The following is a 20873-nucleotide window of genomic DNA, read 5'->3' as shown; positions in this document are numbered from 1 at the left end:
CGGGCGCGCACGCAAGGCGGCTTATTCGACGGTGGTGTCGACCAGCTCCGCCGAAGGACCGTTCTTCATGATCGATTCGATCGCGTTCTTCGCAGAGGCCTTGCTCGAATAGCCCTCGGTCCAGAACATCGTTTCCGAATTGTAGCAGAAGTAGGCCACGAACTCGCCGGCCTTGTTCTTGTGGATCTCGAAACGGTGCGCCATCGGTCTGTCTCCTTGGATGCCTTTTTCGGGTCTGCGCATTCCAGCAATTGTGCGTAGTGCTGGCAAGCCCAGCCCGGTGCCCCATTCGATACGGCGCCCTTCGCGGATGACGCGCCGTCAGCCGAACCGGGCAGGATCGTAAGGCGCCGGATCGACCGCGCCCACCGGATCGCCGAGCAGCAGCCGCGCCGCGAGGTCGGCTGCGGCGGGCGCGGTCTGGATGCCGAAGCCGCCCTGCCCCGCACACCAGAAGAACGCCCGCTCGCGCGGATCGAAGCCGTAGACCGGCAGGCGGTCGGGCGCGAAGGAGCGCAGACCCGCCCAGCGATGCTCGACCCGGTCGATCTTCCAGTCGACCACCTTCTCGAAGCGGTCGATGGCGAGCGCGACGTCGATCTCCTCGGGCGCGGCATCGCACGGCGCGCTGGGTGTCTCGTCGTGCGGGCTGAGCCAGAGCCGCCCGCTCTCGGGCTTGAAGTAGAAGCTCTCGTCGAGCCCCAGCACCAGCGGCAGGTCCTCTGGCACGGGCTGGTCCATGATCATCTGCACCATCGTGCGCCGATAAGGCGTGATGCCGAGCCCACGCACCCCGGCAAGCTGTGCCACGCCATCGGCCCAGGCACCGGCTGCATTGACCAGCACCCGGCAAGAGACCTCGCGCCCGCCCGCAAGGTCCAGCCGCCAGCCATCCTCGATGCGGCGCGCGGATTGCAGCGCGGCGCGGCAGGCCAGCTGAGCGCCCGCCTTGCGCGCTGCCGCGAGATAGTGCTGGTGCAGGCCACCCACGTCGATGTCACATGTCTCGACCTCGAGCGCACCCGCGGTCCATTGCGGCAACAGTCCGGGCACGCGCGCCTCTAGCTGTGCGCGATCGAGCATCTCGACGCGCACCCCGCGCGCGCGGAAGGTCTGCGCGAATTCTTCGAGCGCGGCGATCTCGTCGCTGCGCGCCAGCGTCAGTCCCCCGCGCGGGGTCAGCATGCCGAGCCGGTGCAGCTCGGGTCCGGCGGCGGTGGTGAGCGGCTGGACACCCGGCCCGCCATAGCTTTCCACCCAGAACGCGGCAGAGCGCCCGGTCGCATGGTAGCCGGGACGTTCCTCGCCCTCGACCAGCAAGACCCGCGCACGCGAACCGATCGCGGCGGCGAGCGAGGCCCCGGCCATGCCGGCACCGACGATGACGATATCGTAACTCTCGGACATAGGGGATCAGCCCCTAGCGGGTGCTGCCCGGTTCAGGAAGTCCTCGATCCGCGCCAGTGCCTTGTCGCGCACCGGATCGGCCTCGCGCAGGATCTCGTGCGCGGCCTCCTTGCCGAAGCCGAGCAGTTCGCCATGCGGCAGGCGCCTGGCTGCGCGGCGGATCGCGGGCCACGAGACGAGCCCGTCGGCGCTGGTGCCGATCAGCAGCACCGGGGTCGTGACCGCCTCGAGCACGCCGCGTTTCTCGAGCGCGCGGATCGAGCCGAGCGCTGCGACGATCCAGCCCCAGCTCGCCGGGCCCATGACGAGCCCCGGTCGCGCCTCGTACCAGGCCTGCTCGTCGGCGTAGCGGTCCCTATCGTGCGTGAGCAGGAAAGCGCGGGCGCGGCGCACGATCTCGGGACGTTCGTTGACCTTCCACGCGGGGCGCGCGGGATCGCCGAGCGCGCGAATCACGCGCGCGACCGGACGCAGCACGCGTGCGGGAACATGGGCCGGGTGAATTCCCAGCATCGGCGCGGACAGGACCAGCGCATCGGGATCGACGCGCTTTTCGGCCACCGCACGCAAGGCCAGGTTGCCGCCCATCGAGTGTGCCACGGCGACGTGCGGGCCCGGGCTCTCGGCCTTCAAGGCCTTCCACAGATGCGCGTAGTCGGCGAGCCACAGCTCGAAATCCTCGACGTGCCCGGTCGTCGCGTCCATGCCGAGCCGGCCCGAGAGCGCCTGCCCGCGCCAGTCGGCGCTGGTCACCTGCCAGCCGCGCCGGGCCCAGTGCACGAGCGTCTCGAGCCACTTCTCGTAGCAGTCGCCGCGCCCGGGCATGAACAGCAGCGACCCGCGCACCGCGCCGCTAGGGGCACACGCGGGAATGTCGATTCGGCGAATCGGGGCCCCGTCCACGCCGTGCCAGAGCGATTCGCGCGCGGCAGCGGGAATGGCGCGGCGATCTATCGCGGGTTCGCGCGCGGCGCTTGCACCGGAAAATTCGGTTTCGGGCTGGCAGATCCCGCCCTCGAGGCCGGGCCTGCCCATGGTCTCGCCTTCGCTGTCCGGCTCGCTCATCTGGCTGAAAACGCCCCTTCGGACTGGTTACTCTTTGGTAAGTGATCCCGACTAGACCGGTTCCCGACAGGGGGATGCCGAATGTCTGGCGCAATTCTTTCGTACGGTCTGCTCGCCGGATTGGCAATCGCGCTGCTCTATGCGGCGTTCACCGATATTCGCCGCCGCGAGATAGATAACACGCTTAACCTCGGCATCGCCCTCGCCGCGCCGCTGTGGTGGCTGGCGATGGGCATGGGCTGGCAGCAGATCGGCTTCCAGCTGGGCCTTGCCCTGCTCACTTTCGTGATCGCCTGCGTGCTGTTCGCGCTACGCCAGATGGGCGGCGGCGACGTCAAGTTGCTGACTGCGCTGGCGCTGTGGTTCACGCCGGGTGCCTTTCTCCAGCTGGTCGTGCTGATGGCGGTGATCGGCGGCGGCGGCTCGATCGCCATGGCCGCCTTCAACATGAAGCGCATGCCCGGCGAGACATGGCGCGACGCGCTCGCCTTTCTGGCCGCGGCGACCTGGACGCTGGGCGCTGCCGCGGTGATCTTCGCGCTCGCCACCGGACGCCCGCTCGTCTCGCAGGCTGCGGTGCGCACTATCTCCGCGCTGATCCCGGGGGCATGGGTGGTCGCGCTGGTCGTCCTCGCCGTGCTCGCACTGCTGGGCCTTGGCTTTCACCAGATCATGCGCCGCCAGAAATCGCGCCTGCCGATTCCCTATGGCGTCGCGATCTCCGCCGCCGGCCTGTGGGTCCTCGCCGCCGAGACCCGCGCCGCCATCGAATTCAGCCCTGTCAGCTAAAAAAACGATTCAACTGACAGGGTAAACGGATGAACCCGTTTTTAACCAATTTACCCGAGAATGCTCTGAGCAAACGGGAATTTCAGGGGGCTTGCTAAGCCATGGATAAGAAGAAGCTGATGCTGCTGATCGTTGCACTGGTGGTTGCCGCCGGCACCGCCTTTGCAGCTCGATCGATGTTCGTCGGCGCATCGGCACCCAGGGCCGAAGCCGTCGCGGTTCAGCCCAAGGGGCCCAAGGTCCTCGTCGCGCAGCGGGCGCTGCCGGTCGGGACCATCATCACCGCCGATGCAATCTCCTTCCAGGACTGGCCCACCGGTCTCGTCAAGGACGCCTACTTCATCGACGGCGAAGCCGACATGAACAAGCTGCTCGGCACCGTCGTGCGCTTCCCGGTCACCGCCGGCGAGCCCGTCACCCAGGGTGCGCTCGTCGCGCCGGGCGACCGTGGCTTCCTCGCTGCCGCTCTCGGGCCGGGCATGCGTGCGGTCACCATCTCGGTTTCGGCCAAGACCGGCGTGGGCGGCTTCGTGTTCCCCGGCGACCGCGTCGACCTGATGCTCACCCAGCAGGTCAAGGGCGCCGAATCGGAGCCCCTCAACACCACCGAGACGATCCTGCGCAACCTGCGCGTGCTCGCCACCGACCAGACCACCGACAACGAGGTCGTCGACGGCAAGACCGTGGTCCGCGCCTTCCGCACCGTGACCCTCGAGGTGACCCCGCGCATCGCCGAGAAGATCGCGGTCTCCGAGGAGATCGGCGAGCTCAGCCTCTCGCTGCGGTCGCTGGCCGACAGCCACGGCGAGTTCGAGCGCATCCTCGCCAGCGGTGAAGTCGCCGTCCCCGAGGGCGCGACCCGCGAGCAGGAAGAGAAGATCATGCGCCAGGCGATGAACCGTCCGATCGAGGGCAACACCACTTACGTCACCGGCGGCGACGTCTCGCGCTTCCAGCGCTCCAGCCGTCCGGCCAGTGCCGACGAGCGCCCGGCGCAGGGCACCACTGTCGCGATCGCCGGCAACCCCGGTGCGCCCGCAGCCGCTGCCCCGGTCCGCTCCGGTCCGGTGGTGCGCGTCACCCGCGGCAAGATCACCACCGAAGAAGCCGTGGGGACCAAGTGATGCGCCAGAACCGCAACGCCAGCGTCGCCCACGACCGCTCCGCCAATCCTGAGGGCAAATCCATGAACCGTCGCCTTCTCAAGTCCATGCTGACGCTCGTCGGCGCCTCGGCCCCGCTCGCCATGGCGCTGAGCGCAGGGCTCGCCAGCCCGGCCGCCGCGCAGTCGGTGGTCCGCCCCGCGCAGGACATCTCGCTCTCGATCGGCAATGGCCAGCTGGTCAACGTGCCCGGCTCGATGACCGACGTGTTCGTCGCCAACGATGCCGTCGCCGACGTCCAGGTCAAGTCGACCAGCCAGCTCTACGTCTTCGGCAAGGCGGGCGGCACCACCACCGTCTATGCCAGCGACCGCGCCGGCAAGGTCGTGTGGTCGGCCAACATCCGCGTCGGCTCGAACTTCGACAGCGTCGACTCGATGCTGCGCCTCGCCATGCCCGAAGCGCGCATCACCGTCTCGACGATGGGCACCAACACCTTCCTGCTGACCGGCACGATCAAGTCGCCCGAGGACGCCTCTGAAGCCGAGCGCCTCGTCCAGGCCTACGTCGGCAAGGAAGCCAACGTCATCTCCCGCCTGCGCATGGCGACCCCGCTGCAGGTCAACCTGCAGGTACGCATCGCCGAGGTCAGCCGCTCGCTGGTCAAGACGCTGGGCGTCAACCTCACCACCATCGACAGCACCGGCGGCTTCAAGTTCGGCCTCGGTCAGGGCGCGGTCAACACCTTCGCACCGGGCATGCCGATGGGCATCGGCAGCTCGGTCTCGGTGACCCTGCCCGACGGTTCCTCGATGCCCGGCTCGACGGTCGATCCCACCACCACGGGCGGCACCATCGCGATGGCGGGCAAGCTGCTGGGCGTCGACATCCTCGGCGCGCTCGATGCCGGCGAGACCGTCGGTCTCGTCACCAGCCTCGCCCAGCCCAACCTCACCGCGCTTTCGGGCGAGACCGCCGAGTTCCTCGCGGGCGGCGAATTCCCGATCCCGATCAGCCAGGGCCTCGGCGCGACCTCGATCGAGTACAAGAACTACGGCGTGAGCCTCAGCTATACGCCCACCGTGCTCGCCAATGGCCGCATCTCGCTTCGCGTGCGCCCCGAAGTTTCCGAACTCTCGAGCCAGGGCTCGGTCACGCTCAACGGCTTCGAGGTTCCCTCGCTGACCACGCGGCGCACCGAAACGACGGTCGAGCTCGGCTCGGGCCAGAGCTTCATGATCGCGGGCCTGCTCTCGAACAACAGCTCGAACTCGATCCAGAAGGTCCCGGGCGCCGGCGACCTGCCGATCCTGGGCTCGCTGTTCCGCTCGACCAACTACCGTCGCGGCGAGACCGAACTGGTCATCGTCATCACCCCGTACCTGGTAAACCCGGTCGATGCCTCGCAGATCGTCCTGCCCACCGACGGCTTCAACACGCCCAACGAGCTGCAGCGCCTGCTCGGCAACATGCAGAGCGATGGCGAAAGCAACCAGCGTCGTCCCGGCCCGAGCGCCGCTCCCGAGGCCGCGCCCGCAGCGCCCGCCATCGGCGCGGCGACGCCCGCGACCCGGACCCGCACCGCTTCCGCAGACGATGCCGCGAAGCCCGGCTTCAGCCTGAAGTGAGCCTGACATGACAAAGGTGATTTCCATGCACAGCAGCGCAAAGAACCGTCCCGCCAGGCTCGCCGGCACCCTGCTCGCGCTCGGCGCCGGGCTCGCGCTCGCCGGCTGCGGCGGCATCCCGCAGAACCGCTCGATGTACAGCCAGCACCAGCCGGTGGTCGAGAAGGTCAACTACACGCTCGACCTGACCTCGGGCACCAGCGGCCTCGCCTATGGCGAGCAGCAGCGCCTCTCGGGCTGGCTCGACGCGATGGACCTCAAGTACGGCGACAAGATCCACGTCGACGACCCGGCCTCCAGCCCGGTCACCCGCGACGCGGTCGCCGCCGTCGCCGCGCGCCACGGCATCCTCGTCTCGGACGAGGCGCCGATCACGCCGGGGTACGTCAATGCGGGAACCGTGCGCGTCGTGCTCACCCGCACCCGCGCCAGCGTGCCCTCGTGCCCCGACTGGTCGACCAATTCGGACTTCAATCCGAACAACGGCCTCTCGGGCAACTACGGCTGCGCGACGAACTCGAACCTCGCCGCGATGGTCGCCAATCCCGAGGACCTGCTCCACGGCGCAGACAGCACCGGCGACACCGTCCTGATGACCTCGAGCAAGGCCATCGACGCCTATCGCAAGGCCACCACCACGGGCAAGGGCAACACCGTCTCCGAAGCCGGCACGAAGGACAACTGAGCCATGAACGCACCCTGGAAATCCGGTAACGGCAACGGTCGCGAGCAGTTCGCGGTCTACATGTGCGACGATGCCTCGCTCGACGTGCTGCGCCCGATCGTCATGGAAATGGGCTGGGCGCCCGAGAAGTGCTACAAGGGCGGCCTGCGCAACGCGATCCAGTCGCTCTCGATCACCGCCTCGCCCAACATCCTGATGGTCGACCTCTCCGAGAGCGGCGACCCGCTCAGCGACATCAACGCGCTCGCCGAAGTCTGCGAGCCGGGCACCGTGGTGATCGCGGTCGGCCAGGTCAACGACGTGCGCCTCTACCGCGACCTCATCGCCAGCGGCATCCACGACTACCTGCTCAAGCCGCTGACCCCGGCGCAGGTGCGCGATGCCATGTCGCAGGCGCAGGCGGTCTTCTCGGCGCCGCGCGCCAGCGAGGGCGGCAGCTCCAAGCAGCACGTCTCGACCGCCGTGATCGGCACGCGCGGCGGCGTGGGCGCCTCGACCATCGCCACCTCGCTGGCATGGATGTTCAGCGCCGACAACAAGCTGCCGACCGCGCTGCTCGACCTCGACATCCACTTCGGTACGGGCGCACTGTGTCTCGACCTCGAGCCGGGCCGCGGTCTCACCGACGCGATCGAGAACCCCAGCCGCATCGACGGCCTGTTCATCGAACGCGCCATGATCCGCGCCAACGACAACCTCGCGATCCTCTCGGCCGAGGCTCCGATCTCGACCCCGCTGATGACCGACGGCGCTGCCTTCATGCAGCTCGAGGAGGAATTCCGCGAGGCTTTCGAGACCACCGTCATCGACATGCCGCGCTCGATGCTGATCAACTTCCCGCAGCTCGTCACCGACGTGAACGTGGTCGTGGTCGTCGCCGAACTGACGCTTGCCTCGGCGCGCGACACCATCCGCGTGCTCTCGTGGCTGCGCGCCAATGCGCCGCACAGCCGCGTGATCGTCGTCGCCAACAAGGTGCAGACCGGCGTGGGCGAGATCAGCAAGGCCGACTTCGAGGCCTCGATCGAGACCAAGGTCGAACTGACCATTCCCTTCGATCCCAAGGCCGCGGCGCTCGCCGCCAAGCTGGGCCAGACCTTCATCGACGCCAACCGTTCGACCCGTGCGGCCAGCGTGATGCGCGACCTCGGCAAGACCATCCTCAACACCATCGACGAGGATGATGGCGAGGCTGGTGCACGCAAGGGTGGCTCGCTGCTCGACAAGCTCGATCTCAAGTCGCTGATGTCGGGACTGGGCAACAAGAAGTCGGAAGCCGCCGCCAGCTGAGCGCTGGTGCGGTAACCTCGCCGAACCTGCCCCCGATCCGATCGGGGCCAGGTCCAAACAAGGAAGGCGAAACGCACGATGATCCCGGTTCAGCTCCTGTTCGTGGCGCTTGGCCTGATGACCGTCATGGTCCTGGGCTTCCTGCTCCTGTCCGGTCCCTCGCCGACGAAGGAATCGGCACGGCGCCTGAAAGCCGTGCGCTTCCGCCATTCGCAGAGCACCAACGACCGGGTCGAAGCGCAGATGCGCAAGGCAGTTGCCGCGCGCAAGCCCAAGCTCCACGCCATCGCGGGTTCCGGCTCGCGCATCGAGGCGCTCGAACTGCGCCTGCACCGTGCGGGCAAGGGCTGGACGCTCTCGCAGTATCTCTATGCCTCGCTCGGCCTTGCCGCGGTGATCGCGCTGCTGATCTTCATCAAGACCGGCGCGGCGCTGCTGGCCCTCGCCATCGGCCTCCTGGTGGGAGCCGGACTGCCGCACCTGGTGGTGAACTACTTCGTCTCCAAGCGCGCCAATTCCTTCACCACCAAGTTCCCCGATGCGATCGAGCTGCTCGTGCGCGGCCTTCGTTCGGGCCTGCCGGTGACCGAGACGCTGGGCGTCGTCGCCAAGGAAGTTCCGGGCCCGGTGGGCGAGGAATTCAAGCTCATCACCGAGCGCATCAAGATCGGCAAGACCATGGAGGATGCCCTCCAGGAGACCGCCGACCGGCTCTCGATGCCCGAATTCAACTTCTTCTGCATCACGCTCGCGATCCAGCGCGAGACCGGCGGCAACCTCGCCGAGACGCTCGCCAACCTGTCCGACGTGCTGCGCAAGCGCGCGCAGATGAAACTCAAGATCCGCGCGATGAGCTCGGAATCGAAGGCCTCGGCCTATATCGTCGGCGCCCTGCCCTTCATCGTCTTCACCATGATCTGGTGGATCAACCCGGGCTACATCGGCGAATTCTTCGTCGACGAGCGCCTGATGGTGGCCGGCATGGGCGGCCTCGTGTGGATGGGTATCGGCGCCTTCATCATGGCCAAGATGGTCAGCTTCGAAATCTGACCGGAGAGAGTGCACATCATGCCTGATCAACCCGCCGGTCCCACGATCCTCGGCTTCGACGTCATCCTCATCGGTACGCTGCTCGCGGCCGTGGCGGCGATGGCGACGATGTTCGCGATCTACACCGCGATCACCGTGCGCGACCCGATGGCCAAGCGCGTGCGCGCCCTCAACGCGCGCCGCGAACAGCTCAAGGCCGGCATCACCACCGGCGCGCGCAAGCGCCAGAGCATCGTTCGCCGCAACGAGACCACCGATCGCATGAGCGCGATCCTGGGCAGCCTCAAGGTGCTCCAGGACAGCCAGCTCAAGGTCATCCAGCAAAAGCTCGCCCAGGCCGGCATCCGCGACAAGCAGTGGGCGGTCGCGGTGGTCTTCGCACGCCTCGTCGCGCCGATCGCACTGGGCGGTTTCGCCGCGATCATGATCTACTGGGTCGACTACTTCCCCGAGTGGAGCGCCTTCAAGCGCTTCGGCGGCTTCGCGGTCATGCTGCTCGCGGGCTACAAGGGCCCCGACATCTTCCTCCAGAACCTCATCACCAAGCGCACCGACGCGATCCGCAAGGGCCTGCCCGACGCGCTCGACCTGCTCGTCATCTGCGCCGAGGCCGGTCTCACCGTCGACGCCTCGTTCGAGCGTGTCTCGCGCGAACTGGGCCGCGCCTACCCGGAACTGGGCGACGAACTCTCGCTCACCTCGATCGAGCTCTCGTTCCTGACCGAACGCCGCCAGGCCTTCGAGAACCTCGCGTGGCGCGTCGATCTCGATGCGGTCAAAGGCGTGGTCACGACCATGGTCCAGACCGAGCGCTACGGCACCCCGCTCGCCTCGGCCCTGCGCGTGCTCTCGGCCGAGTTCCGCAACGAGCGCATGATGCGCGCCGAGGAAAAGGCCGCGCGCCTGCCCGCGATCATGACCGTGCCGCTGATCCTGTTCATCCTGCCCACGCTCTTCGTGGTCATTCTCGGCCCAGCCGCCTGCTCGATCGCCGACGCCTTCGGTGGCGACGGCCCGGGCAGCAACTAGGATCCTCTTTCACAGACAAGTTCCGCCCACCCGGTCCGGACAAGGAAAGCCCCTTCGCGCATTGCCGCGAAGGGGCTTTTCTCTTGAGGACACTACGGTCACTGGCTTCAGGGGGCTGGCGGTTCCTCGCTTTCGACGAGCTCGGCGATCTCGAAGGTATAGCCCGTCCAGCCGCGCTTCTTCGCGCCCTCGCCCGCGGGACCTTTCAGCTTCTTCGCCTCGGCCAGACTGCGCTCGTGGCCCCAGAACACCTCGCTCTTGCCGTTCTCGAGCGTGGCGACGATGCGCCAGTAATGCGTGAAGGGATCGGCGGTGGGGCCGATGGTCTTGACGTAGCCGTCGGGCATCGTCGCGGTGAGGTAGCGCTTCTTGCGGGACTTGCGCGCCATCGGACAATCCCTGCCCGGCTCAGTCGCGCTCGCCGAACAGGCGGCAGGCGACGGCATCGAGCTTGTGGACCAGCTTGCGATCGCGTGCATCGGGCGCGGTGATCAGCGCATGTTCGAGCGCGGTGTCGACCGGGCTCGGCTCGCGCACTGCCGGCACGTGGTGCGCAAGGTTGCGCACCGCAGTGCGCGCGAGCTCGGCATTGGCCTGCATGACCTCGAGCACATGGCTGACCTCGACGCCTGCCTCGTCCTCGCGCCAGCAATCGTAGTCGGTCACCATGCCGAGCATCGCGTAGGGCAGCTCGGCCTCGCGCGCGAGGCGCGCCTCAGGCATGCCGGTCATGCCGATGACATGCGCACCCCAGGCCCGGTACATCAGGCTTTCCGCACGGGTCGAGAATTGCGGCCCCTCGATGCACAGGTAGGTTCCGCGCTGGTGGACCTCGCCGCCCGCCAGTTCCGCTGCCCCGGCGAGCAGGCCCTTGAGCCGCTCGCAGACCGGGTCGGCGAGGCTGACGTGAGCGACGAGCCCGGTGTCGAAGAAGCTGGAGACGCGCTGCGTGGTGCGGTCGATGAACTGGTCGACCATCACCATGTGCCCAGGCGCCATCTCCTCGGTCAGCGAGCCGATCGCCGAGAGCGCAACAACGTCGGTCACCCCGCAGCGCTTGAGTACGTCGATGTTGGCGCGGTAGTTGACGCGCGAAGGCGGGATCGCGTGCCCCTTGCCGTGGCGTGCGAGGAAGGTCATGCGCACCTCGCCGATGCGTCCGGTGACGACCGGCCCTGAGGGTTCGCCGAAGGGGCTGGCGACCGCGATCTCCTGCGCATCCTCCAGTTCGATGCCGGCCGCGAGACCCGATCCGCCGATGACCCCGATGTGCCAGGACGTCGATTTTTCAGCGCGCAAGAATACCTGCCATGATGATGTCGATGGAGTGCTCGCGATAGCGGTCGCGCAGGGTCTCGGTCAACGTGTCCTGATCGAAGCAGTGCTTGAGCACGAGGCGCGCCGAGAAGAAGCGGTCGACCGCGCCGGTGACGGTGAAATAGAACAGCTGCGGGTCGATCTCGCGGAACACGCCCGCGCGCACGCCGTCGCCGATCAGCGCCTCGTAAGCGCGGTACATCGGCGAGAGGTAGCAATCGGCGATGCGCCGTGCCTCCGCCTCGTCGCTCTCGCGGATCACGCGCATGGTCAGGCGGTTGAGGTAGGGCACCTCGTAGAAAGTATCGACGACCTTGTGGATGTGGCGGCGCAGCTTGGCCTCGGGCGACCAGCCGTCCTTGGCGACGAGCGCGTCGACCGAGGTGACGATGCCCTCCCAGTCGCGGTCGAGCAGGGCCTTGAGCAGCCCCGCCTTGTTGCCGAAGTAGTACTTCACCAATGCGGAATTGAGCCCCGAGCGCAGCGAAAGCTCGGACAGCGAGATGTCGATCACGTCGCCCTCGCGCATGATCGCGCTCGCGGTGTCGAGCAGCAAGGCGCGCGCGCCCGGCGGCGCAGCGACGCCGCCGCCGACCGCAGCGCCCGCCTTGGCGCCCTGTGCGCCGCGCCCCTTCGCTGGTCCGCTTCCCCCCATCGGCCTTACCGCGGCCCCATCCGGATCGCGCCGTCGAGCCGGACAGATTCCCCGTTCATGTAGTCCTCGCCGATCATGAAGAGCGCGAGGCGGGCATATTCCTCGGGCTTGCCCAGCCGCTTGGGGAACGGCACCTGCGCCGCGAGCGCATTTTGCACCTCGTCGGGCATGCCCGCCATCATCGGGGTCTCGAAGATGCCGGGCAGGATCGTGTTGACGCGGATGCCATCGCCCATGAGGTCGCGCGCAATCGGCAGGGTCATCGCCATGACCCCGCCCTTGGAGGCGGCATAGGCGGCCTGCCCGATCTGCCCGTCCTGCGCCGCGACCGAGGCGGTGTTGACGATCGCGCCGCGCGCGCCCGATGCATCGAGCGGCTCGAGGCTTGCCATGCCCGCCGCCGAGACCGCCACGCAGCGGAAAGTCCCCACGAGATTGATCGCGATCGCCTTGTCGAACAGCGCCATGTCGTGCGGCGTGCGTGCGCCGGTCTCGCGGTTGCGGCCCACCGTCTTTGCAGCCGGGGCGATCCCGGCACAGTTCACCAGGACACGTTCCTGCCCATGCGCCTCGCGCGCGGCGGCGAAACCTGCCCGCACGCTCGCATCGTCCGTGACGTCGACCTCGACGAAGCGACCGCCGATCTGCGCGGCGACGGCCTCGCCCGCTTCGGCATTGCGGTCGAAGATCGCAACCCGCACGCCCTTCTCGGCCAGTGCGCGCGCGGTGGCCGCACCGAGGCCCGAGGCGCCCCCGGTCACGACGGCGGAGACAGAGTTACCCAACTGCATCGAATCCCGATCCCTTGTTGCCGCAACGCACGTCCCACGCCGGAAGGCCATGCACCACAACCGGCCACATCTGTGCCCGGCTGAGCGCAACAGCCCCAATCGACGGTGATCGCGCGGCGGCGTTGTATTTAAGCAATCGGTTAAATCGCTCGCACGCGCCGGTCAATGCCCGCGACCCTCGCCGCAAGTGCAAACGCAACGGCGTTGCCCCAGAGCCATCCGAAACGCAACAAAAGCAATGAAAGTGCAACAAGTACACAGGCCGGATTTCAGCCAAAGCCCGCAGGATTCCTTGAAAGCTCGGTTCACCGCAAAAATGGCCGCCTATCGGTGTTGCGGCAATGACACAGCGCCCGCTCCAATTTGGCCCCATCCGCAACATGGGATTGAATCCCCTTCCTTGCGGCGCAACAAATCGCGGCCATGACAGCAACGCGCGCAAGCGTGCCGCGCTGTCGGCAACCGGCACGCTCTTCGGGATTGGTCACGCACCCGTCTGGCAGCCGTAAGCAACAAGGGACACATAACGTGAAAGCAATTCTGAAGAAGGCCGCGCTGCGCAGCGCGACGTGCCTGACGGCTGCCGCCGTACTGGCATCGACGAACGCCTACGCGCAGGACGGCACGAATTCGCCGGACGAGGCCGATGCTGGCGAAGCCATCGTCGTCACCGGTTCGCGCATCGTGCGTCGCAACCTCGACTCGGCCGCTCCCGTCGCCGTCGTCGACAGCGAGGAATTCGCCCTCTCGGGTGCGGTGAACGTCGAAAGCGTCATCAACAACCTGCCGCAGGTCATTCCGGGCACGACCTCGTTCTCGAACAACCCGGGCGGCGGTGTCGCCACCCTGAACCTTCGCGGCCTCGGCGAAGAGCGCACCATGGTGCTCGTCAACGGCCGCCGCTGGATGTTCTACGACGCCAACCAGGTCGTCGATCTCAACACCATCCCCTCGTTCCTGATCGAGTCGGTTGACGTCGTGACCGGCGGCGCCTCGGCCGTCTACGGTTCGGACGCCCTCGCCGGTGTCGTCAACTTCCGCCTCAAGAACGTCCAGGGCGTCGAGGCCGGTGGCCAGTACGGCCTGACCGGCGAAGGCGACGGCCAGCGTCTCGAAGCCTATGTCGCGATGGGTTCGGAATTCGCCGACGGCCGTGGTCACGCCACCGTCTTCGCCGAGTACTACAAGCGCAAGAGCGTCTTCGCCTCGGCCCGCAAGTTCTCCGAGAACGTGAACTGGGACGACTACGAAGGCGGCATCATCCCCGGCGGTTCGTCGACCACCCCCGACGGCCGTTTCACCTCGGTCCTTGGTTCGGATGACTGCCCGACCGGCAACGTCTTCTGCTCGCCGGGCGGCTACTACGAGACCCCGGGCTCGGCTCGCCCGCGCGTCGGCACCGACCTCTACAACTACGGCCCCGTCAACTACCTGATGGTGCCGCAGGAGCGCTACCTCATGGGCGGCTACGCGGACTACGAGTTCGCCGATGGCCACTCGGCTTACACCGAGGTGACCTTCGTCAACAACCGCGTTGCCAACGAGCTTGCCGCGACCCCGGTCACCGGCACCTACAACATCAACATCGCCAACGTTTCGCCGTTCATCTCGGCAGCCGACGTCGCGGCGATGAACCAGCTCGACACCGACGCTGACGGTATCGTCCGCATGGCCGTGCAGCGCCGCGTCACCGAGACCGGTGCACGCAACTCGCTCGACGAGCGTAACGCGTTCCGCGCCCTCATCGGCGTCAAGGGTGAGATCACCTCGAACCTGAACTACGACGCGTACTATATGTACTCGCGTACCCGTAACTCGAACATCCAGGCGGGCAACATCTCGCGTTCGGCGTTCCAGGCGGGTCTCGACGGTTCGGCCGATGCCATCAACATCTTCGGTCCGAACACCCTTACCCCTGACATGGTCGACCAGATCTCGATCCTCGCCCAGAACGGCGACAGCTCGAGCCTTCAGGTTGCCAGCGGCGTGATCAGCGGTTCGCTGTTCAACACCGGCATGAGCTCGGAAGACATCGGCTTCGCAATCGGTGCAGAGTACCGCAAGGTTAGCTCGGAGTTCATTCCCGACACCGCGCTGGCCTCGGGCGACGTCATTGGCTTCAACGCCGGTGAGCCGACCGCAGGTTCCTACAACGTCAAGGAAGTCTTCGCCGAGCTGCGCCTTCCGCTGGTCAATAATACTCCGGGCATCTACCGCCTCGAGGCGACCGCTGCTGCGCGTTACTCCGACTACTCGCTCGGCGCCGTTGGCGGCGTGTGGGCCTATGCCGGTGGTCTCGAGTATGCTCCGATCCCGGATGTCACGTTCCGCGGCCAGTACCAGCGCGCGGTTCGCGCTCCCAACGTTCAGGAGCTGTTCGGCGGTGCCTCGGTCGGCTTCCCGGGCGCGACCGATCCCTGCGACGGCGGCGTGACCGACCCTGAAGACCGGACTGCCACTCTCGAAGCTCTCTGCCTCGCCACCGGCGTTCCGGCCGGCAGCCTGTGGAGCGAAGATATCCAGCTCAACACGCAGATCCAGGGCACCTTCGGCGGCAACTCCGCGCTGAACGAAGAAACCTCGGACTCGTGGACGGCCGGTGCAGTGTTCCGTCCGACCTTCCTGCCCGGCTTCTCGGCAACGGTCGACTGGTACAACATCAAGGTCAAGGATGCGATCGGCACCTTCGGTGGCGGTCTGAACAACGCTCTCGACTTGTGCTACAACGTGTTCCAGGACGTCAGCAGCCCGTACTGCCAGGTCTTCGTCGGCGCACGTAATGCCAACGGCCAGTTCGACGGCGAGGTCCTGCCGAGCTTCCTGAACGCCAACACTGGCGGTCTTGAAGTCGAAGGCGTCGACTTCGAAGTCACCTACGTTCAGGCAGTCGGCACCGGCCTGTTCAGCGAAGACGCCCGCGTCTCGTTCAACCTGCTCGGTAACTACACGATCAGCAACATCTACACCCCGGTCGCTGACAACCCGGAAGTCACTTACGACTGCGCCGGCAAGTTCGGCATCCTGGCCTGCGGCAACCCCACTCCCGAGTGGAAGTGGACCTCGCGTCTGACGTGGATGGACGGCCCGGTCACCACCAGCCTGCGCTGGCGTCACCTCGGCTCGGTTCGCGACGACGATCCGTCGACCGAATACGCCGTCGAGAAGCTGAAGGCGTACGACCTGTTCGACCTCACGCTCGGCTTCGACGTGACCGAGACCTTTGGCCTGACGATGGGTATCAACAACCTGTTCGACAAGCAGCCGCCGACGATGGGCGACAACCAGGAACAGACCAACACCTACCCGGGTGTCTACGACGTTCTTGGCCGCGACTTCTTCATCTCGGGCCGCGTCGCCTTCTAAGGCACGCGATCCTAGAGGATCAGTCAAACCGGAAGGGCGGGGAGCTTCGGCTTCCCGCCCTTTCCTTTTGCGCATCGCGCGCGGCGCTAGTGCGCAAGCGAGTGTCGCACGCAAAGGCGCGCGGCCCAGTCGCCGGGGCCGCGCTTTCGACGGGATCGAGGATGTCTGCCGGCAGCGCCGGACGCGGATCAGCGCGTGTGCGCGGTCACGTCGAAGGCCACGGTCATGCGCTGCCCGCTCGCAAAGGGGCGCGTGCCATGGAACAAGGTGCTGGGGAACAGCGCGAGGTGACGCTCGCACGGCGTGATCACCGTGCTCGGCGCGAGATCGATGCCCATTTCCGGCGGCGCACCGCCCAGCTCGAGGCACCCGGCGCCGGTCGCGTCTTCGGCCAGCGGCGGCAGCGAGACGTAGAGCGCGGAGGAGAGCACCCCGCGCGGGTGGATGTGGACGGTGTGTCGCCCGCCCGGCCCCAGCCGCACCGACCACGAACCGGTGATCGCCAGCGAGTCCTCGCGGTGGCGCAGCAGCGGATGATCGCCATCGCGCGGTGGTAGCCCTTCACGATATTGCTCGATTACCGCCATGATCGCCTCATGCAGGTCGCGCAGCGGCGGCTCGGTGCGCGCGAAAAGCGCGCCGCGGGTCTGGCTGCCCCCGCGCACCGACTGGCCCACGGGATGGATGGATTCGTCGTGCAGCGCATCGAGCGTGGCGACGATCTCGCCCCAGCGCGCATCCGACAGCGACAGCGGCAGGCGGCGTACCAGCCCCTCCTGCCCGTGCAGCCACGCCTCGCGCTCGTCGCCCAGCTTGCGCCATGCCAGCGAGCGCAGGGCCCAGGCCGGAACCGAGCCGGGATCGCGGGCCAGAGCCGCTTCGAGCAGCGCCTCGGCGCGCTGGAAATCCCCGCGCCGCAGCCGGTGGCGCCCCTCCTCGAGCGGTGAGCGCGCGCCCGCCGGCACTTGTGCGAAAAGCGTGTCGGCGTCATCGAGATCGCCGTTCGCGCTGGCGTAGATCGCCGCGCACAAGGCCAGCGATGCCTCGCCCGGGCGCCGCTCCAGCGCCTCGCGCGCGACCTGCGCCGCTTCCTCGTAGCGGTCGGCCCCGGCCAGCGCCGAACACCAGGCCTGCGCCAGTTCGACGTTCTCTGGCAGGGCATGGGTTGCTGGACCGTAGTGGTCGGCAAAAGCGCCGCGCGCTCCGGGTTGCTCCCCTTCCCCGGCATTCAGCCGCAGTTCGGCAAGATAGCGATGAGCGTCGAGCCATGCCGGCATCTGCACGCTGAGCGCGGCAGCGATGCGCCGTGCCTCCTCGTATTGCCCGGCGGCCTCGAGCGCCATCGCCCGGCCCAGCCACAGCGACCCGTCGCCCGGCAGCGCGCGCAGCGCCGCCTCATAGCGTGCAGGCGCGTCGCGTTCCCCGCGTTCGAGCGCGACCCGTGCCCGCCCATGGAGACCGCGCGAATGCGCAGGGTCGAGCGCAAGGCAGCGCTCGTAACTCGCAGCAGCCGCAGACAGGTCGCCCGCATCGCGCTCGCTCGCCGCGCGGGTCGACCAGTAACGGGCCTGCCCGCCGCCTTCGGCCTCGCGCGCGCGCAGGAGCGAAACCGCCTCGTGCGCACGCTCGAGCCGGGTGAGGACGATGGCGAGGTTGATCACGAACTCGACATCGCCCGGGGCGAGATCGTGGGCCCGGCGGTAGAGCGTCTCGGCGCGCTGCGCATCACCGCAGCGCAATGCGCAGCCGCCCGCGCTGTTGAGCAGGCGCGCATCGCCGGGTGCTGCCGCCAGCGCCGCATCGAACAGGCGCGCTGCCTCACCCGCCTGACCCGCCTTTTCCGCTTCCAGCGCCGCCTCGCGAAGGCTTGCTGCCTGTGCCGCGCTCATCGCCTTACCGGTCGCGCAGCCAGCCGGTGATCGCAAAGCGATGCGGCGGGGCAAAGGGGGGAACGTAGGAGACCGCGTGACGCTGCGGCACGGCGAGCATGTTGAGCGTGTTGAAGCGCGGCTTCCAGCCGCAGACCACGTCGCCGTCCTCGTCGAGGAAGTTGAGGTAGCCGCCCCAGTCGCTCTTCCACTCGGGATCGGCGAAGTTCATCACATAGGCCACCCGCCAGCCTTCGGCGACGTGGCTGTCGGTGTGCAGGCCGAGGAAATCGCCAGGCGCGAACAGGGTCGCCTGCGCGTCGGCCTTGCGCAGCTCGGGTATCGAGCAGATCTCGCGTGCGAGGTCGAGGAAGGGCTGATCATTGATGTGCTCGAGCAGCAGGTCCTGCGGGCTGCCCCGGTCCCAGCCCTGCAGATAGGCATCGAGCATCGGGTAATTGTTGAAGCGCACCGCGTATTCGCCGCTAGCCGCCGCGCGATGCAGTGACTGCACCAGCGCACCACGCTCGTCGGCCGACATCGCCGCGATCGCCTCGGGGCGAAAGCTCTGCGGCCCGCCCTCACCGGCCTGACAGGCAAGGCCCCAGCGGGTCTGGTGCTCGAGCACCTGCCGGATGGTCGCGGCGGCCTCTGGCACGAGGAAGTCGCGCACCTGCACGCGCCCGTCGCGGGCAAAGGCCTCGCGCAAGGGCGCGCGGTCGATATCGGGATTGAGCTGGAACAGGGTAATAGTCATGGTCCCCGACCGGTTAGCACAGGCAGGTAGGGTTTCGTAAGATGGGGTTTTTCTCCCCTGCGCCCGGGCATTTGCCCCAAGCGTTCGCGATGCTCGCCTCGCGCCCCGGCTTCACTCTTTGCCCCACCGGGCCGATCGTGCCATGAGGCGGGTCATGTCGATCGCCTATGCCCTCGCCCCCGACCTCGATACGTCCGCGCTTGCCGCGCATTTCGCCGAGCATGGGCGCGTGCGCATCGCCGGGTTCCTCGCGCCGCAATGCGCAGAGCAGCTGCGCCTGATGCTGCGCAACCGCGAGGACTGGAAGCAGGTGATCAACAGCGGGGAGAAACTGGTCGAACTCGACCGCCCCACCCGCGCCTCACTCAGCCCCGAACAGGCGGCGCAGCTCGACACCGCAGTCTATGCCGGAGCCCGGCAAGGCTTCCAGTATCGCTACGAGAGCCTGCGCGTACCCGATGACGAGGCCGCGCGTGCCGCGAGCGACGACCCGCTCGCCGCCTTCGCCTCGTGGATGTCGCAAGGCCCGGCGCGCGATTTCCTGCGCACGGTGACCGGCGGCGCGCAAGTCAGCTTTGCCGATGCCCAGGCCACCGCCTATGCCCCGGGGGACTTTCTCACCGGGCACGACGATGCCTTCCCCGGCAAGAACCGCCATGCCGCCTACGTGCTCGGGCTAAATCCGGTCTGGCGGCTCGAATGGGGCGGCCTGCTGCTCGTACACAAGGGCAAGGACGCGTTCGAAGGCGTGGTGCCCGCGTTCAATACGCTCGACCTGTTTAGCGTCGGGCAGATGCACTCTGTCAGCGAAGTCACCCGCGCCGCAGCCTACCGGCGCTACTCGGTGACGGGCTGGTTGCGCTCAGGCAAGCCCTGAGCCGTCAGCCTCCAGCCCTTCGCGCATCTGCCTTTCCGCGCGCTTGACGCATTGCGCGCGCTCCTGCACTCCCAGCCCATACCCCTCTCCCGACAGGATCTGCCACCATGACCGACCGCCCCGCGCTGCACCTTGCCTCCACCGCACATGCACAGCGCGAGCCGAGGCTGCTGGTCATGCGCCGCAAGGTCTCCGTGTTAGCGGCGCTGGCCGCTGCCAGCCTACTGGTCCCCGGCGTGGCAATGGCCCAGGACACCGGGGCCAGCGGCCGTTCCGGCTCGCTCGACAGGATCGCGGCCTGCCGGTCGATCGCAGACGACGCCACCCGCCTCGCCTGCTTCGACCGCGAGAGCGAGCAACTGATCGCCGCCGCCGAGGAAGGCGCGGTCAAGGTCGTGGACCGCGAGGAAGCCCAGACCATCCGCAAGTCGCTGTACGGCTACGCGGTCCCCGAAGTCTCGCTGTTCAAGCCCGTTCAGGACGAACAACCCGAAGACCTCGACAAGCTGAACTCGACCATCACCGCGGTGCGCTCGCTGCCGCGCGGGCACTGGCAGGTGACCATCGCAGAGGGCAACGCCGTGTGGGAAAGCACGACCAAGCGGCGCGGCCTCAATCCGCCCAAGGTCGGACAGAAGGTCGAGTTCGAGAAGGCCGCCCTCGGCACTTACTGGATGCGCATCAACGGCCAGATGGGCATCAAGGCCCGCCGCGTGAACTGAGCCTCTCCCATTACGGGGGGACCTGCCTTGCAACAGGTGGCCTGTTGCGTCCGCACGCGCCGCAAGGCAGACCGATTCGGCACTTTTGACGAACGCTGGCTGATCGCGCCGACATCGCGATGGGCGTGCAGCCGCGGCGATGACCTGTTGCCTGCTTGAGACCAAACTACCCTAGTTAAAACACTAGGTTTCAGCGTTTCGTAATTAAATTCCCAAGCCACGCCTTCTTTGATCATATCTGTGCAATGAATACGATTTTATGTGCAGAAATTCGTTGCGCAAGTGTGTAACAATGATCGCATGCTTACAAATCAGAAATACTCACGGAAGCACGATTGTTGCAGATTGATCACAGCAACTGCAACAAAGCTGAAACATCGCTCAAATTCTATTGATGCCAACGCCCCCATCGGCATCAATCCCCCCATCGTCGGCCGTGCATGCAAATGCCTGTCCGGCGTGAAGAACTTGTCTTTC

At 67.2% G+C, this 20873-nt stretch carries 19 protein-coding genes; 10 read left to right on the top strand and 9 right to left on the bottom strand.

Annotated features, from left to right (window positions below; genetic code table 11):
• Positions 1 to 21: 21 nt before the first annotated feature.
• The 3 genes from I5E68_RS06200 to I5E68_RS06190 form a co-directional block, all read right to left on the bottom strand.
• Positions 22 to 204: a YegP family protein gene (locus tag I5E68_RS06200; protein ID WP_197162118.1), complete on the bottom strand. Its 183-nt coding sequence runs from the start codon at positions 202 to 204 to the stop codon at positions 22 to 24.
• Positions 205 to 321: 117 nt separating this feature from the next.
• A complete protein-coding gene (locus tag I5E68_RS06195; protein ID WP_197162116.1) occupies positions 322 to 1407 on the bottom strand; it encodes an NAD(P)/FAD-dependent oxidoreductase in 1086 nt (361 codons plus the stop codon).
• 6 nt (positions 1408 to 1413) lie between these two features.
• Positions 1414 to 2472 (bottom strand): alpha/beta fold hydrolase, encoded by a 1059-nt coding sequence (locus I5E68_RS06190; RefSeq protein WP_228726855.1) that lies wholly within the window; start codon positions 2470 to 2472, stop codon positions 1414 to 1416.
• Positions 2473 to 2553: 81 nt separating this feature from the next.
• Here I5E68_RS06190 and I5E68_RS06185 point away from each other — a divergent pair, with 81 nt between their 5' ends.
• The 7 genes from I5E68_RS06185 to I5E68_RS06155 all read left to right on the top strand — a co-directional run bounded on the left by I5E68_RS06185 (position 2554) and on the right by I5E68_RS06155 (position 10046).
• The gene (locus I5E68_RS06185; RefSeq protein ID WP_197162114.1) at positions 2554 to 3261 is read left to right on the top strand and encodes an A24 family peptidase; all 708 of its coding nucleotides are present in this window, start codon (positions 2554 to 2556) and stop codon (positions 3259 to 3261) included.
• 101 nt (positions 3262 to 3362) lie between these two features.
• A complete protein-coding gene (gene cpaB / locus I5E68_RS06180; protein ID WP_197162112.1) occupies positions 3363 to 4385 on the top strand; it encodes a Flp pilus assembly protein CpaB in 1023 nt (340 codons plus the stop codon).
• Between the two features lie 62 nt (positions 4386 to 4447).
• Positions 4448 to 5992 (top strand): type II and III secretion system protein family protein, encoded by a 1545-nt coding sequence (locus I5E68_RS06175; RefSeq protein ID WP_228726854.1) that lies wholly within the window; start codon positions 4448 to 4450, stop codon positions 5990 to 5992.
• 25 nt (positions 5993 to 6017) lie between these two features.
• Positions 6018 to 6677, top strand: coding sequence for a CpaD family pilus assembly protein (locus I5E68_RS06170; protein WP_228726853.1), 660 nt, complete (start codon positions 6018 to 6020; stop codon positions 6675 to 6677).
• A gap of 3 nt (positions 6678 to 6680) precedes the next feature.
• Positions 6681 to 7967 (top strand): pilus assembly protein CpaE, encoded by a 1287-nt coding sequence (locus I5E68_RS06165; RefSeq protein WP_197162106.1) that lies wholly within the window; start codon positions 6681 to 6683, stop codon positions 7965 to 7967.
• A gap of 78 nt (positions 7968 to 8045) precedes the next feature.
• Positions 8046 to 9017: a type II secretion system F family protein gene (locus tag I5E68_RS06160; RefSeq protein ID WP_197162104.1), complete on the top strand. Its 972-nt coding sequence runs from the start codon at positions 8046 to 8048 to the stop codon at positions 9015 to 9017.
• A gap of 18 nt (positions 9018 to 9035) precedes the next feature.
• Positions 9036 to 10046 (top strand): type II secretion system F family protein, encoded by a 1011-nt coding sequence (locus tag I5E68_RS06155; RefSeq protein ID WP_197162102.1) that lies wholly within the window; start codon positions 9036 to 9038, stop codon positions 10044 to 10046.
• A gap of 107 nt (positions 10047 to 10153) precedes the next feature.
• Here I5E68_RS06155 and I5E68_RS06150 read toward each other — a convergent pair whose 3' ends face one another.
• Genes I5E68_RS06150 through I5E68_RS06135 form a run of 4 tightly spaced genes read right to left on the bottom strand, consistent with a single transcriptional unit; the run spans position 10154 to position 12809 of the window.
• Entirely contained in the window at positions 10154 to 10435 is a 282-nt protein-coding gene (locus I5E68_RS06150; protein WP_197162100.1) for a hypothetical protein, read from the bottom strand.
• Between the two features lie 19 nt (positions 10436 to 10454).
• The gene (mtnP, locus tag I5E68_RS06145; protein WP_197162098.1) at positions 10455 to 11345 is read right to left on the bottom strand and encodes an S-methyl-5'-thioadenosine phosphorylase; all 891 of its coding nucleotides are present in this window, start codon (positions 11343 to 11345) and stop codon (positions 10455 to 10457) included.
• On the bottom strand, positions 11335 to 12018 hold the full coding sequence (locus I5E68_RS06140; protein WP_228726852.1) for a TetR family transcriptional regulator: 684 nt from the start codon (positions 12016 to 12018) through the stop codon (positions 11335 to 11337). Before I5E68_RS06140 ends, mtnP begins: the two co-directional genes overlap by 11 nt.
• A 5-nt stretch (positions 12019 to 12023) precedes the next feature.
• A complete protein-coding gene (locus I5E68_RS06135) occupies positions 12024 to 12809 on the bottom strand; it encodes an SDR family oxidoreductase (RefSeq protein WP_197162089.1) in 786 nt (261 codons plus the stop codon).
• Between the two features lie 528 nt (positions 12810 to 13337).
• Here I5E68_RS06135 and I5E68_RS06130 point away from each other — a divergent pair.
• Positions 13338 to 16172: a TonB-dependent receptor domain-containing protein gene (locus I5E68_RS06130; RefSeq protein WP_323982102.1), complete on the top strand. Its 2835-nt coding sequence runs from the start codon at positions 13338 to 13340 to the stop codon at positions 16170 to 16172.
• 188 nt (positions 16173 to 16360) lie between these two features.
• On the opposite strand, the gene I5E68_RS06125 is transcribed toward I5E68_RS06130, so the two are convergent.
• Both I5E68_RS06125 and I5E68_RS06120 read right to left on the bottom strand, forming a co-directional pair.
• A complete protein-coding gene (locus I5E68_RS06125) occupies positions 16361 to 18061 on the bottom strand; it encodes a 2OG-Fe(II) oxygenase family protein (protein WP_197162085.1) in 1701 nt (566 codons plus the stop codon).
• Positions 18062 to 18065: 4 nt separating this feature from the next.
• Positions 18066 to 18797, bottom strand: a complete 732-nt coding sequence (locus I5E68_RS06120; RefSeq protein WP_197162076.1) for a 2OG-Fe(II) oxygenase — start codon at positions 18795 to 18797, stop codon at positions 18066 to 18068.
• A gap of 154 nt (positions 18798 to 18951) precedes the next feature.
• Between I5E68_RS06120 and I5E68_RS06115 the strand changes: the two genes are divergently transcribed.
• Both I5E68_RS06115 and I5E68_RS06110 read left to right on the top strand, forming a co-directional pair.
• Positions 18952 to 19674 carry a 2OG-Fe(II) oxygenase gene (locus tag I5E68_RS06115; protein WP_197162073.1) on the top strand — a complete coding sequence of 241 codons (723 nt, stop codon included), beginning with the start codon at positions 18952 to 18954 and terminating at the stop codon, positions 19672 to 19674.
• Between the two features lie 107 nt (positions 19675 to 19781).
• Positions 19782 to 20396, top strand: a complete 615-nt coding sequence (locus I5E68_RS06110; RefSeq protein WP_197162071.1) for a hypothetical protein — start codon at positions 19782 to 19784, stop codon at positions 20394 to 20396.
• Positions 20397 to 20873: the final 477 nt, after the last annotated feature.

The sequence above is a fragment of the Novosphingobium aureum genome (genome assembly GCF_015865035.1).
Taxonomy (GTDB): Bacteria; Pseudomonadota; Alphaproteobacteria; order Sphingomonadales; family Sphingomonadaceae; genus Novosphingobium; species Novosphingobium aureum.
The sequence above is the reverse complement of the archived record's forward strand: the minus strand, read 5'-3'. Positions and strand labels throughout refer to the sequence as shown.